At 37.0% G+C, this 14,082-nt stretch carries 10 protein-coding genes, 1 tRNA gene and 1 pseudogene; 7 read left to right on the top strand and 5 right to left on the bottom strand.

Going from position 1 to position 14,082, the window contains the following annotated elements; all coding sequences use genetic code 11:
• Positions 1-38: 38 nt before the first annotated feature.
• The 4 genes from J3U37_RS04375 to dusA form a co-directional block, all read right to left on the bottom strand.
• On the bottom strand, positions 39-395 hold the full coding sequence (locus J3U37_RS04375) for a hypothetical protein (RefSeq protein ID WP_267373466.1): 357 nt from the start codon (positions 393-395) through the stop codon (positions 39-41).
• Positions 396-520: 125 nt separating this feature from the next.
• Positions 521-597, bottom strand: a tRNA-Arg gene (locus J3U37_RS04370).
• A 237-nt stretch (positions 598-834) separates the two neighbouring features.
• Positions 835-2,850 carry a DNA helicase Rep gene (gene rep / locus J3U37_RS04365; protein ID WP_267373465.1) on the bottom strand — a complete coding sequence of 672 codons (2,016 nt, stop codon included), beginning with the start codon at positions 2,848-2,850 and terminating at the stop codon, positions 835-837.
• Between the two features lie 95 nt (positions 2,851-2,945).
• Positions 2,946-3,908, bottom strand: a complete 963-nt coding sequence (gene dusA, locus J3U37_RS04360) for a tRNA dihydrouridine(20/20a) synthase DusA (protein WP_267373464.1) — start codon at positions 3,906-3,908, stop codon at positions 2,946-2,948.
• A 166-nt stretch (positions 3,909-4,074) separates the two neighbouring features.
• Between dusA and J3U37_RS12100 the strand changes: the two are divergent.
• Positions 4,075-4,350: pseudogene (locus tag J3U37_RS12100) on the top strand (site-specific integrase); the annotation flags it as partial.
• 350 nt (positions 4,351-4,700) lie between these two features.
• On the opposite strand, the gene bamE reads toward J3U37_RS12100, so the two are convergent.
• Positions 4,701-5,141 (bottom strand): outer membrane protein assembly factor BamE, encoded by a 441-nt coding sequence (bamE, locus tag J3U37_RS04355; RefSeq protein WP_267373463.1) that lies wholly within the window; start codon positions 5,139-5,141, stop codon positions 4,701-4,703.
• Between the two features lie 214 nt (positions 5,142-5,355).
• Here bamE and J3U37_RS04350 point away from each other — a divergent pair, with 214 nt between their 5' ends.
• The 6 genes from J3U37_RS04350 to J3U37_RS04325 all read left to right on the top strand — a co-directional run bounded on the left by J3U37_RS04350 (position 5,356) and on the right by J3U37_RS04325 (position 14,070).
• On the top strand, positions 5,356-5,967 hold the full coding sequence (locus J3U37_RS04350; RefSeq protein WP_267373461.1) for an FKBP-type peptidyl-prolyl cis-trans isomerase: 612 nt from the start codon (positions 5,356-5,358) through the stop codon (positions 5,965-5,967).
• 567 nt (positions 5,968-6,534) lie between these two features.
• A complete protein-coding gene (gene dapB, locus J3U37_RS04345) occupies positions 6,535-7,356 on the top strand; it encodes a 4-hydroxy-tetrahydrodipicolinate reductase (RefSeq protein ID WP_267373460.1) in 822 nt (273 codons plus the stop codon).
• Between the two features lie 9 nt (positions 7,357-7,365).
• The gene (gene tadA, locus J3U37_RS04340; protein ID WP_220219417.1) at positions 7,366-7,860 is read left to right on the top strand and encodes a tRNA adenosine(34) deaminase TadA; all 495 of its coding nucleotides are present in this window, start codon (positions 7,366-7,368) and stop codon (positions 7,858-7,860) included.
• A gap of 133 nt (positions 7,861-7,993) precedes the next feature.
• The gene (hpt, locus tag J3U37_RS04335) at positions 7,994-8,533 is read left to right on the top strand and encodes a hypoxanthine phosphoribosyltransferase (RefSeq protein WP_220219416.1); all 540 of its coding nucleotides are present in this window, start codon (positions 7,994-7,996) and stop codon (positions 8,531-8,533) included.
• Between the two features lie 10 nt (positions 8,534-8,543).
• The gene (locus J3U37_RS04330) at positions 8,544-10,268 is read left to right on the top strand and encodes an autotransporter assembly complex protein TamA (RefSeq protein WP_366915699.1); all 1,725 of its coding nucleotides are present in this window, start codon (positions 8,544-8,546) and stop codon (positions 10,266-10,268) included.
• 1 nt (position 10,269) lies between these two features.
• Complete coding sequence (locus tag J3U37_RS04325) at positions 10,270-14,070, top strand: translocation/assembly module TamB domain-containing protein (protein WP_267373458.1); 3,801 nt, start codon at positions 10,270-10,272, stop codon at positions 14,068-14,070.
• Positions 14,071-14,082: the final 12 nt, after the last annotated feature.

Raw genomic sequence — 14,082 nt, 5'->3', positions numbered from 1 at the left:
ATTCCTCATCCATTAAAAATGACAAAATAACAAATTGATCATACTTTTTCAAACATTCCGCCGACGCAAACTAGTTTGCTGTGCCAGTTTGTAACGTATAAATCTTCATTATGCTCAATCGATATTCCCAAAATTTTTGTTTTGATACTATCAAACACCAACCCTGTTTTGCTCATTTCTCGTTTATAAAGTTCAGTTTGCTTAAGCTCCTTTTGCGATATTTTGAACAGCGCATCTTTTTTTGTAGCCAACTCTTTAGCTTTGTCGATTGCATTATGAAAGGCACCGATTAATTTTTTTCTATACAACACAGCGGTAGCCACCAACGCAACGAAAACCACATTCAATGAAAATAATTTCGACCTGGTTTTATTTACAGCATTGAAATATACCATATATATACCGTTTGCAGGTTGTCGTTATCTACCGTTTAAGATTGTACTAGGTCGGGTAAAAAACTCTAAAAATCCAGACTGGAGAGACTTTTTTCGTTATCGGTCGTAACACGTCGTTGATGAAATGGCGTCCCCTACAGGATTCGAACCTGTGACCTACGGCTTAGAAGGCCGTTGCTCTATCCAGCTGAGCTAAGGAGACAAAGATATGATTTGTTGATTAGACGCAGAGTATTATATAAAGCTATTTCGATCCGTCAATGATTTTTAATCGTTTATCTGGTTAAACATACAAAATATCATCAATTTATTTTTTATTACACAATAAATTATATTTTCACGATTGTAGCTACTTTGAACAAAGTGCTTTTCGGATATTTATAATATATTTTTATATACCCATTAATCGATAATATTTGTTATAACCAGTAAAATTTAATTACTTCGCATTGGCAATTTGCGCTTTTAACATGGCGAGTCTGCTTTGCCCTTGTTGCATTTTCTTTTCTGGTGATAGTTCATTTCGTTGATCTTGCCACTCTAAATCATCTTGTGGAAGCTCCAATAAAAAACGGCTTGGTTCAACATATACCGTTTCGCCAAATTGTTTACGTTGGCGACTAAATGAAAAAGTGAGCTCTTGTTGTGCACGTGTAATACCAACATAAGCAAGGCGGCGCTCTTCTTCTATATTATCTTCATCGATGCTCGTTTGATGAGGTAACACCCCTTCAGACATTCCCACCAAATAAACATAGGGAAACTCTAAACCTTTTGAGGCATGCAAGGTCATTAATTGCACTTGATCAAGCTCTTCTTCCGTTTCATTTCGTTCCAACATATCACGTAACGTGAATCTGGCAACGGCTTGCTCCAAAGTCATTCCTTCATCAAGATCGTCACCATTTAGCATATCATTCAACCAGCTAACAAGCTGTTCCACGTTTCGCATACGCATTTGACCTGCTGTGGGTGAAGCAGATGTTTCATAGATCCAACTTTCATAGTGAATACCATGCAACAGCTCATGGATAGCTTCCATTGGTTCTGATTGTGATTTTCGAATTAAACTGTCAAACCACTGAATAAACTGTTGTAATGACTCCATGCGTTTACCAGATAATAACTCTGTCAGTCCCATATCATGACTTGCTTGATATAAACTCACTGCCCGATGATTTGCCCACTCGCCAAGCTTTTGAATTGTGACCGGACCAATTTCACGTTTAGGGGTATTAATGATACGGATAAAAGCATTATCATCGTCGGGGTTGGTTAATAAACGTAGATAAGCCATGATATCTTTAATTTCAGTTCGAGCAAAAAACGAAGTCCCTCCCGATATTCGGTAAGGAATGCGATACTGCATCAACATTTTTTCAATTAATCGAGCTTGATGATTACCGCGATAAAGAATCGCATATTGCCCAAATTGACTATTATTGGCAAAGCGATGGCCAATCAAATCATTTACGACTTTTTCAGCTTCATGTTCTTCATTATCGGCAGAAATTACTTTGAGCGCTTCACCATATCCTAATTCTGAAAAAAGTTTTTTTTCAAAAATATGGTGATTGTTTTCGATAAGAATATTGGCAACTTTTAATATACGGCCTGAAGAACGATAATTCTGCTCTAACTTAATGACTTCAAGAGTGGGAAAATCTTGCTTAAGTAAGACTAAATTTTTAGGACGAGCACCTCGCCAAGAATAGATAGACTGATCATCATCTCCAACCACAGTAAACTTAGCGCGATCACCGACTAATAACTTTATAAATTCATACTGGCTGGTATTCGTATCTTGATATTCATCGACCAATAAATACCGAATTCGGGTTTGCCATTTATCCCGTACCTCTTCATTATTTTTTAATAGCAAAGTTGGGAGTAAAATGAGATCATCAAAATCAAGAATACTACAAGCTTTCAATTGTTTTTCATAGAGTTGATAACAGTGAGCAAACAATTTTTCTTTATTGGTCTGTGCTCTTGCCATAGCAACAGTTGCATCAACAATATCATTTTTCCAATTTGAAATTGTTGAACGCAATTGATTGATAAGATCTTTATCACCTTCTAACCATTGCTGAGTAAGCTCAGTGAGCAATGCAGTTTGGTCATGATCATCAAATAACGAAAAGTTAGCTTTTATACCAAGATGTTTATATTCACGACGAACGATATCAAGACCTAACGTATGAAATGTCGATATTTTTAGCCCTCTTGCTTCTTGTTTACTTAAAGAATGGCTAATACGCTCTTTCATTTCTCGAGCAGCTTTGTTGGTAAAAGTTACCGCAGCAATTTGACGAGGCAAATACTCTTTTACACGAATCAGATAAGCTATTTTATTAATGATAACCCGAGTTTTTCCAGAGCCTGCACCGGCTAAAACCAGACAAGGCCCGGAAACATATTCAACCGCTTGTTGTTGACTTGAATTTAAACGCACAGTATCAAAACCATAATGAAAATTGCCCGATAGTATATACCGATTCGTAATCAGCGCGCAATTACGCACTGAAATTAGAACATTTAAAAAATCTTTTATTGGATAAAAGTTAAAGCCTGTTCAACAATTTCTAATCCGGCACCCTTTTTGTGCGCATTTTCGCTAAGATAACGCCGCCATTGTTTTGCGCCTTTCCTTCCATTAAATATGCCTAATGTATGACGCATAATATGATTTAACTGAGCGCCTTGTAGAAGCTGTTTTTCAATATATGGATAAAGAGCTAAAATGGCTGATTTAGCGTCAATAATTGGCGTTTGTAGGCCGAAAATTTGCGAGTCTATTTGGGTTAGTAAAAGAGGATTTTGATATGCTTCTCGCCCTATCATTACCCCGTCAACATAATTTAAGTGCTGTTTTATTTCATCAATCGTTTTGATTCCACCATTAATGGCGATAGTTAAATGAGGATAATCTCGTTTAAGCTGATAAACACGCTCATAATCGAGTGGTGGCACTTCACGATTTTCTTTTGGGCTTAACCCTGACAACCAAGCTTTGCGGGCATGTACAATAAAAGTATTGGTGTAACTCGATACTTGTTCAATAAATTGACATAAAAAACCATAACTGTCTAATTCATCGATACCGATTCGGGTTTTAACTGAGACTGGGATATCAACTTGTGCTTGCATTGCCGCTACGCAATCAGCAACCAATTTTGGCTTAGCCATTAAACAAGCACCAAACATACCATTTTGCACGCGATCTGAAGGACATCCAACGTTTAAATTGATTTCATCATAACCACGTTGCTCAGCTAATTTAGCACATTTTGCCAGCGCTTTTGGATCGCTCCCACCTAATTGTAAACAGACTGGATGTTCCTGAGAATTAAACTCTAAATAATCACCTTTACCAAACAAAATCGCACCTGTGGTCACCATTTCAGTGTAAAGCAAAGTTTGTTTCGTTAAGATTCGATGAAAATATCGACAATGCTTATCAGTTAAATCGAGCATTGGGGCTATAGAAAATTTATTTAAGGTTGAATTCATTGATACACCAGTGTTTTATGCTGTTTTGATTGATTTTTAAATAATATTAATTTGGGTTATTTTATCGCATTTTGTTATATTTTTTCATTATCAGGATCCCACACCGGATCCCATGACGATAGGACAAAAATAATTTTGGTTTAAAGCTATGGCTCATTATATCATAGAAAAAGAGGGCAATTATATGCTTGTTCGTTTGCTCGGTGAAGCATGGACTATTCTGCAATCACAACTAAAAAATCAAAAATTTATATTTCCGTTTATTTCTAGCTCAATTACTGCTGGCTTTCAACGTGTCTGAAACAGTTTAGGAAAAGCTAATTAAAGATATCACGATCTATGACAAGAAGATGCCAGGCAATTACTTGAGAAAAGTTTTTCAATTGAGGAAGTGGCGCAGATTACCGAACACAGAAATTTATTTGCTGATAAATATTGTTAGCGTGGATTTTTAAATTGATGATGTTATTTGGTGTGTAAAACCTGAAGCCTTTCAACTGTTCGATATGAACATTCGTTTACTCCCTGTTGGATTTACTGTTGTAGTCCCAGTGAGATTGTATTGGGGCATTGTGGTGCTACTTTCGGCATAAAATGATTACAAAGGTGATCAAAACATTCTAACTGATATTGTGCTAATTTCGCTCTAATTTATGGCTTTGTTCGATTAGCTTCAATACTTTTAAATGGTTTTCGAAATTTATGTTTAGGGATTAGGATTTAAATTGCTGTTTAATTATTGATGAACGTGTTGATTCATCAATAATTAAACAACTCGTTATAGAACGAGTTTTATTCAGATTCGGCGCTACTTGGCGGCAAAGACTCGTTATAATCATCCGACTTAGTTTCAATAGGGTCGGAAATACCTTGTCTATTCATCTCTTCAAGAGTTTGAGAACCCTCTAAAGCTGATGTTTTAATATCAGTTACGATACCCATTTGGTCGAAATAAATAGAATAAGTAATTTGACTTAATTCGCCATGTTGTGGTTGTTGACGGAAAACATAGTACCAAATATTATCCCCAAAAACTGAAGTTAACATTGGTGATCCCATTATAAAAACAACTTGATCTTTAGACTGACCAACTTGTAATAAATCAATGGCTTCTTTAGTTACATAATTACCTTGGTTAATATCCGGGCGATATACCCAACGATCAACCACAGAACAACCAGTTAAAAATATACTAGTGACAATTGCAAGTGCGGTAAATTTACGAAACGGCATCTAACATAATCCATCTAAAATAAAATATAGCCATATTATCGCCGATATTTTAGCTAAGCGCTAGCCAAAATAATAAATTCTTTCATAATTATGTAATCGTAAAGTAATTCCAGCCTGGAAATAATCATGATGACTTGACAATTAAACTCGCATCAAACACTTTAATAGCTTATTATTGATAAACACCACAATTCAACTTTTAAAAAGGTAAAAAATGAAATTAGAATCGATTGAGCAAAAAGCAAGTTATGCTATCGGGCTTCAAATTGGGCAACAATTAAAAGAATCCGGTTTAAAAAATCTGGATTTAGATGCATTAAAATTAGCGATGCAAGATGTTTTGGCAGGAAATCAACCAGCATTACCATTACAAGAATTACATGATGCATTGCGTCATATTCATGAGCAAGCTGCTAAAGAAAAAGCGCAACAAGCGGAAAAAAATGCACAAGCGGGTAAAGATTTTCTAGCTGAGAATCTGAAAAAAGCAGGCGTTAAGTCCACTGAATCAGGTTTACAATATGAAATTATTACCGAAGGTAGTGGCGCAATACCGAAAGCAACCGATCGCGTGCAAGTCCATTATACCGGACAGTTAATTGACGGCACTGTATTTGACAGCTCAGTCCAACGTGGACAACCAGCTGAATTCCCGGTTAATGGCGTTATTCAAGGGTGGGTTGAAGCATTACAACTTATGCCAGAGGGATCAAAATGGCGATTATATATTCCGCAAGAATTAGCTTACGGCGCCCAAGGTGCGGGTGCATCTATTGCGCCATATAGCACATTAATTTTCGATGTTGAATTATTGAAAGTGCTTTAAAAAAAATTGGGCGCATTACTGCGTCCAACTTTATAAGCATCTGCCGTTAAGCAAGCAAATAAGCATTATTCACAGCAATTAGTCATAGAAAACATACCATATAAAAAATAAAAAACAGCGACACCAATTATTATAAGCCAATCCTGTTAATCAATATTCATTTATTGCCCCAATTTGATGACCCAAAACGCTAACACAACAAGCAAAACAAGAATTTTTATCCCTTAAAACATAGCAGCAACTGACTCAGAAAGTGACAATGCCCGTACTAAACCACTTAATATACCAGCGTAACGATTACCATTTAATTTAATCAGCACTGATGCCATAAAAGCTAGCCTTTTAGCTTTAATAGATAATAAATAAAATATTTTTTTCCAGCAGTTGAGATAAATAGCCTAAAGTTAACCGACTAAAAATACCAGCAACATTGAGCAAAAATACGCCATATTTAATACAGTTAAACGATTAAAAGTATATCAATTTAAACTTACGCAGTGTATAACTCGGCTAATTTCAGCTATAATTACTGCTTTTCGACAATGATAAAAGTGTAAGGAAAGAGATATGTCAACAAACATGATTCGAATCGCCATTGCGGGTGCAGGTGGCAAAATGGGGCGCCAGCTTATCCAGTCAGTCTCCCAAATAGCCGGAGTGGAATTAGGTGCTGCATTTGAACGCAAAGGTTCTTCACTAATAGGAAGTGATGCAGGAGAACTTGCCGGTGTTGGCGTTTGTGGCATAACGATTACTGATGAACTTGAACAAGCAAAAGACCAGTTTGATGTATTAATCGATTTTACTCGTCCGGAAGGCACGCTTGCACACTTAGCATTTTGTATTGAAAATAAAAAAATGATGATTATCGGTACGACCGGTTTTGATGATGCAGGAAAACAAGCAATTGTTGCAGCGTCAAAAAAAATTGGGATCGTTTTTGCGGCAAACTTTAGTGTCGGCGTCAATTTAGTCTTAAAACTGCTTGAAAAAGCCGCAAAAATTATGGGCGATTACAGTGATATCGAAATTGTTGAAGCACACCATAGACACAAAGTCGATGCACCTTCAGGAACAGCGCTTGCTATGGGGGAATCGATTGCTGAAGCATTAAATTTTGATTTAAAAGATCGTGCAGTCTATTGCCGTCAAGGACATACCGGTGAAAGACCTAAAGGCGCCATTGGATTTGCAACAATTCGAGCAGGTGACATTGTTGGTGAACATACAGCCATTTTTGCCGATATCGGTGAACGTGTCGAAATCACCCATAAAGCTTCGAGCCGGATGACATTTTCTAATGGCGCTGTTCGAGCGGCATTATGGCTTGCCAAGCAACCGGTTGGCTTATATGACATGCGTGACGTACTTAATTTAAATAATTTATAATATTAAGCCATGTCTGATGAGTACTGGATGCAACACGCAATCAAGCTTGCTAATCATGCCGAATCTATTGGAGAGATCCCTGTCGGTGCAGTGATTGTTGATGAGAATAATCAAATTATTGGTGAAGGTTTTAATCAACCCATTTCAAAGCACAACCCTACTGCACATGCAGAAATGATTGCTATTGCACAAGCCGGCGAGTTTTTAAAAAATTACCGTCTGGTCAATACGACACTTTATGTCACGCTTGAGCCTTGTATTATGTGTGCTGGTGCCATTATCCATAGCCGTATTAAACGGGTAGTATATGGTGCGAGTGACTTGAAAACGGGGGCTGCTGGCTCCTTCACTAACATTTTATCACACGAAGGTATTAACCATTTTGCTCAGGTAACAGGTGGTGTGTTGGCACAAGAGTGTAGCACATTGCTAAGTAATTTTTTCAAAAAGCGTCGGCAACAAAAGAAGTTACTTAAAATAGATTGTAAAAAAGTTTCAGATTAAGTATACGTTTAAGTAGGAAGTCTAAAGATGATTTTCTAATCGACATTAATTAAATAAGCTTACTTATTCTTTTTATCAGGTAAAATTGTTAAAATCATACCTAATTTTAAAATATCAACTTGAGTTATTAGTAATGAAGAAACACACATTGGAAATGATGATATCAGCGGAAGATATACAAAAACGCATCATCGAACTAGGTCAGCAAATTAGTCAAGATTATGCGCATAGTCAAAATGAACTTATTTTAGTTGGCTTACTACGTGGGTCATTTATTTTTATGGCCGATCTTAGCCGAGCAATCACTGTCGGTCACGAAGTCGATTTTATGACAGCCTCGAGCTATGGCAATGCGGTAATCAGTAATCGAGATGTCAAAATATTAAAAGATTTAGATGAAGATATTCGTGATAAAGATGTGTTAATTGTTGAAGATATTATTGATACAGGTAATACTTTAAGTAAAGTGCTGGCGATATTAAAGTTACGTCACCCACGCAGCATTGAAATTTGTACGCTATTAGATAAGCCGTCACGCCGTGAGGTTTCTGTACCGGTTAAATATATCGGCTTTTCTATTCCAGATGAGTTTGTAGTTGGTTATGGCATTGATTACGCGCAACACTACCGTCATTTACCTTATATTGGTCATGTAACATTACTTGAATCTTAAAATTATCGAGGTGCCTGTGTCACGATTGTCCGGTTCATTGTGTTTACTTTTAGCGATAACCACAGCATCAAGTTATGCTGATATGAAGTTATCTATCAAAGGATTATCCGGCGAACTTGAAGATAATGTTGATGCTCGCATTTCATTAATTACCCCAGATAAAATCGATAATACTCCTAATTTCAAACGTTATTTTGAAAGTGAAACCAAAAAAGCGTTACGAGCTTTAGGTTATTATTCGCCAACTTTTCGATATGATAATCAGGATCCTAAAGTATTAGTTGTGCACGTCTCACCCGGTGAGCCGGTTAAGATTGAAAAACTCAATGTAAACATTACCGGTGAAGGACAAAATGATGCCGATTTTCAAGCTTTATTATCACAAGACTTACCTAAAATTGGCGATACATTAAATCACGGTGTTTATGAATCGTTCAAAAAAAGTTTACAAAGTATATCACTTAAAAAAGGCTATTTTGATGCCGATATGACCAAACATCAATTAGCTGTTGCCGATATGTATCATCAAGCATTCTGGAATATTGATTTCAACACCGGACAGCGTTACAAATTTGGTAAAGTTAATTTTCATGATGCCAAAATTCGAAAAGATTATTTAGATAACATCGTCCCATTTAAAGAAGGCGAAGCATATACTGCTGAGCAATTATCTTTGTTGAATCGACGTCTGGCATCAACCAACTGGTTTAACTCAGTGGTAGTATCTCCGGATTTTCCACATCTTACGGCTGATAAAGCCCTACCCATTGATGTTGTCACCACACCACGCAAAAAAAATTCAATGGATTTAGGTCTTGGATTTTCAACCGACAATGGCGTACATGGAAAAATTGGTTGGAATAAACCTTGGATAAATAGTAGAGGGCAAAGTTTTCAAAGCAATCTATCACTTTCATCCCCGGAACAACTCATTACCATGAGTTATAAAATTCCACTTAAAAAATCGCCGCTTGAACAGTATTATACAATTCAAGGTGGATATAAAAAGATTGATAATAATGACACCTACTCACGCTCCTACACTTTTGGAGCACTGCGAAACTGGGATAATTTCAAAGGTTGGCAAACCGCCTTGGGTTTTAATCTATTAAGAGACGATTTTACACAAGGTGACTCAAGTTTTAGAACATTTCTTTATTACCCTTCCCTCAGTATTTCGCGCATCCGTACAGACGGTAATTTATTAGCAATGTGGGGAGATTCCCAACGTTATTCTATCGAATTAGCATCCGAGTCACTTGGCTCAGATATTAATTTAGTTCGATTTCAAGCCCAACAAACTTGGATTCGATCCTTAAAACAATCACATCGATTTATTGCAAGAGGTAACTTTGGCATAATACAAGCTAGCAATTTTGATAGAGTACCACCTTCATTTAGATTCTTTGCTGGTGGTGATCGCAGTATTCGTGGCTATAGTTACCAATCCATTTCTCCTGAAGACAAGAAAGGCAAATTAAAAGGGGCATCTAAGCTCATCACTGGCTCAGCCGAATACCAATACAATTTTACCGGCGCATGGTGGGGAGCGATGTTCATTGATACCGGTGAAGCGATCGATAAAGTCGATAAAGCGAAATTTTATACCGGTACTGGTGTTGGCGTCCGCTGGGCTTCCCCTGTTGGCCCAATAAAAGTCGATTTAGCAACACCATTGAATAGAAAAGACACTGGCTCAATACATCTTTATATTGGTTTAGGAAGTGAATTATAATATGGCTAAAAATCCAATAAGAGTAAAGAAAGCTAACAAAATAAGAAAAAGACGCAAATGGAAAAAACGTAGTATTATTCTACTCTCCATTTTTGTTTTTCTTATTACCTTCATTATTTCAATCATTTACACCAGTTTAGGGGTAAAGCTGACAACGTTTGTGCTAAATAAATTCCTTCCGGAGCTTAAAATAGCGCAAATTGAAGGAACATTTCATGATCTGCATATCAAAGGTTTAACCCTTGAACTACCGGGTATCTATGTTAACGTCGATGATGCAACGTTTAAATTATCCGGTTTATGTTTACTGCAAACTAAGATATGTGTCGATCAATTTAACGCAAGTGACGTAACGGTATCGATAGACACCGATAAACTTGAATTATCACCCGATGAACCTATTCCGGAAAAGCGTGAAATTATCAAAACACCTTTACCAATAGAGCTTAAAAAAACCCATTTAACCAATATCAAAGTCAATGTAAATGATATGCAGTTTGGCATGTCAGATTTTACCGGTAATGGCAGATGGGTAAATGAAAAAATCTATGTATTTCCTTCCGTAGCAAAAGATTTAAGTGCAGTCTTTGCCGATAATCCGGCATTCCCCCCTGCAACGCTATCGCAGCAAAATGCATTACCACTTAACGAACAAATTAATCAAATATTTAACCAGCCGTTAATTAGTTCACTACCTCAAGTCAGTATTCCATTAGATTTTAATGTTATGAGCTTAAGCGGGAACAACTGGTTACTGCATATCGGTGGGCAAGATTACCGTTTTAATAACGTCACCATTCAAACGGATATGGTTGACAACCATATCATGGTCAAAAAGGTCGATACCGATGTCTTAACGCCTTATGCTAATGGGCATGCATTTATCACCGGCGATATAACACTTGGCGATGATTGGCCACTTAAAGCATTAATCAAAGCTGATACAGAACAAAATCATTTAAACAGTCAGATTGCCGGTCATTTACTTGGCCAACTCGATACCAATACACAAATAGAAGGCTTGAATCAAATTAAATTAAATGGCCATATCAATTTTATTGAGAAATATTTACCGGTGATGGCTAAAGTAACCGGTAATCATATTCAGTGGCCAATTGAAGGTAAAGCACAATATCAATTAAATCAGTTTGATTTTGGCATTGACGGCAATGTCCAACAATATACTTTAGCAGCTAAAGCCGCTGTCGAAGGTGAAAACCTACCCGACACAAGTTTTGATATTGCCGGTAATGGTACTAATCAATCCGCTACCTTCGATCATGCGAATATTAAATTGCCACAAGGTGAAGTTACTGCATCTGGTCAGATTGATTGGCAACAGGCGTTGAAATGGGATGCAAATGTCCAAATAAATAATGTTGATTTAACCAAACAATACCCGACCTACCCTATTCGCATTGCCGGTCAAGTTAAAACCAACGGTATGTTAGCCGGTGATACATGGCAATTAAATCTGCCACAATTGCAATTAAAAGGCAGTATTAAACAAGCGCCTTTCACCGCTAGTGGTGATATTTTTGCCAACTCAAATAATGCCATATCTGCCAACAATTTAGCAATAAATTGGGGCAAAAATCAGATCAATATCGATGGCTCATCAGATAAAGGCAATTTAAATGCTAAACTGAATTTGGCGTCATTATCGCTTTTGGTAGATGATATCAACGGCTCAATCGAAGGCAACATAAAAATGAGTGGTACCGCCACTGCGCCAATGATTACGACCAACTTAAATGTTAATAGCTTAAGTTTAAATAATCTATCTGTTGCTAAAGCTAACCTTATCGGTAAAGTACAATATCAAAATCAGATTAGTGGTGAGATAAAACTACTGGGACAAGGCATTGAACTCGCCAATGAAACGATCAAAAAAGCCACTATCGAACTTTCAGGGAATGAAAGCCGGCACACATTAACGGTTGATCTTAACGGAACGCCAGCATCATTTTCCACCTCATTAACCGGTCAAATTAATCATGAACGCACTAAATGGACAGGCGATCTACCACAGGCTTTATTAAAGTTAGGCGATAACAACCAGTGGCATTTAACCCATACATTACCGCTATCTTATGATTTAACTAAACAGGTACCTACAATTGGCGCGCATTGTTGGCGAAACAACAATTCAACAATCTGTCTGGATAAACCATTAATCATCGCCCCTAACACCGATACAAGTATTACTCTTAAAGATATCGACTTAACTCGATTACCCATCCCGAATGACGGTGAAACCAAATTAGAAGGCTATATCAATGGCACGGTAAAAATTAATTTTAACAACAGTAGTTCCATACCGAATATCAAAGCCAACATCAACAGCAATAAAGTTTTTGTTAAGCAGATGATTACCAATCAAGCACTACCTATCCCTTTTAATCTGTTTAACATCAATGCTGAATTTAATGAACAACAAGCGAAAGTCGATTGGAATTTTGGGTTAAATCAACTAGGTAAAATCAGTGGTGATCTCACCATTAGCGACCCGATGCAACAAAAAAGGCTTAGTGGTCAATTAGCGATTAATAATTTGGCTCTGGCGATTATAAACCCGCTACTTGATAAAAATGATTATGCCAAAGGTGCCATTAATGGCGTTGTTAAATTTTCCGGAACACTTAATGATCCTTACTTAAATGGTGGAATTAACTTAAAACATATCGAAATCAAATCCAGCCAACTACCTGTCGATGTTAAATCCGCTATTGTTGATATCGACTTTAACGGCAAATCATCAACCTTAAAAGGTCACTTAACCACAAAAGCAGGTAACATTAATCTTAATGGTCAAGCCAGTTGGAACACTTTGAATAAATGGCAAGCAAGCTTAGTTGTCAACGGCGCGGCTATGGAAGTGACCGTACCGCCAATGATTGTAATGACTGTCATACCAGATATAAAAATCAATGCTAATCAAGACGAGTTAACTTTACTAGGAAAGGTGACCATTCCTAAAGGAAAAATCACGGTTGAATCACTGCCACCGTCAAGTATTGATGTTTCACCGGATGAAGTCATGCTGGATAAAAACTATAAGCAAATCGAACCACAAAAATTTGGTATGAAAATAAATAGTCATCTTGAAATCAACATTGGCGATAAAGTAACCGTCGATGCCTTTGGTTTAAATGCCTCGTTAAAAGGCAATTTAATTGCAACCCAAACCAATAAAGGTTTAGATTTACATGGTGAAATATTAGTTCCAACTGGTCGCTTTCATGCTTATGGGCAAGATTTGATTATCCGCAAAGGTATTATTACCTTCTCAGGCCCAACTGATCAAGCTATGCTAGAAATTGAGGCAATCCGTAACCCCGACTCTATGGACAATAATAATATCACTGCCGGAATACGCGTGACCGGCACTTCAGAAGATCCTAAAATTGAGGTCTTTTCCGATCCGTCCATGTCTCAACAAGAAGCCTTATCTTATTTGGTTCGAGGACAAGGGCTTGATAGCTCAGATCAAAGTGATAACGATATGATGACCGCATTATTAGTAGGTTTCGGAACTGCCAAAACAGGTAAGTTTATCGGTGATATTGGTAATGCATTTGGCATTAAAAATCTTTCGTTAGATACGCAAGGCGCAGGAAACAACTCCAAAGTTGTGGTAAGTGGTTATATTTTACCTAATTTACAACTTAAATATGGTGTTGGAATCTTTGATTCACTGGCAATATTTACTTTAAGATATAGACTTCTGCCTAGCTTATATTTAGAGGCGGCCTCGGGTCTTGCTCAAACATTGGATTTAATTTATCAATTTGATTTTTAACTCAGTAAAAAT

Source organism: Gilliamella sp. B3172 (genome assembly GCF_026536465.1).
Lineage (GTDB): Bacteria > Pseudomonadota > Gammaproteobacteria > Enterobacterales > Orbaceae > Gilliamella.
Note: the sequence above shows the minus strand (reverse complement) of the source record. Positions and strands in the feature narration are given on the sequence as shown.

Excerpts from the sequence above, each read along its gene's own strand:
- J3U37_RS04375 (WP_267373466.1), bottom strand. The coding sequence starts at position 395 with ATGGTATATTTCAATGCTGTAAATAAAACCAGGTCGAAATTATTTTCA.
- dusA (WP_267373464.1), bottom strand. The coding sequence starts at position 3,908 with ATGAATTCAACCTTAAATAAATTTTCTATAGCCCCAATGCTCGATTTA.
- bamE (WP_267373463.1), bottom strand. The coding sequence starts at position 5,141 with ATGCCGTTTCGTAAATTTACCGCACTTGCAATTGTCACTAGTATATTT.
- J3U37_RS04350 (WP_267373461.1), top strand. The coding sequence starts at position 5,356 with ATGAAATTAGAATCGATTGAGCAAAAAGCAAGTTATGCTATCGGGCTT.
- dapB (WP_267373460.1), top strand. The coding sequence starts at position 6,535 with ATGTCAACAAACATGATTCGAATCGCCATTGCGGGTGCAGGTGGCAAA.
- tadA (WP_220219417.1), top strand. The coding sequence starts at position 7,366 with ATGTCTGATGAGTACTGGATGCAACACGCAATCAAGCTTGCTAATCAT.
- hpt (WP_220219416.1), top strand. The coding sequence starts at position 7,994 with ATGAAGAAACACACATTGGAAATGATGATATCAGCGGAAGATATACAA.
- J3U37_RS04325 (WP_267373458.1), top strand. The coding sequence starts at position 10,270 with ATGGCTAAAAATCCAATAAGAGTAAAGAAAGCTAACAAAATAAGAAAA.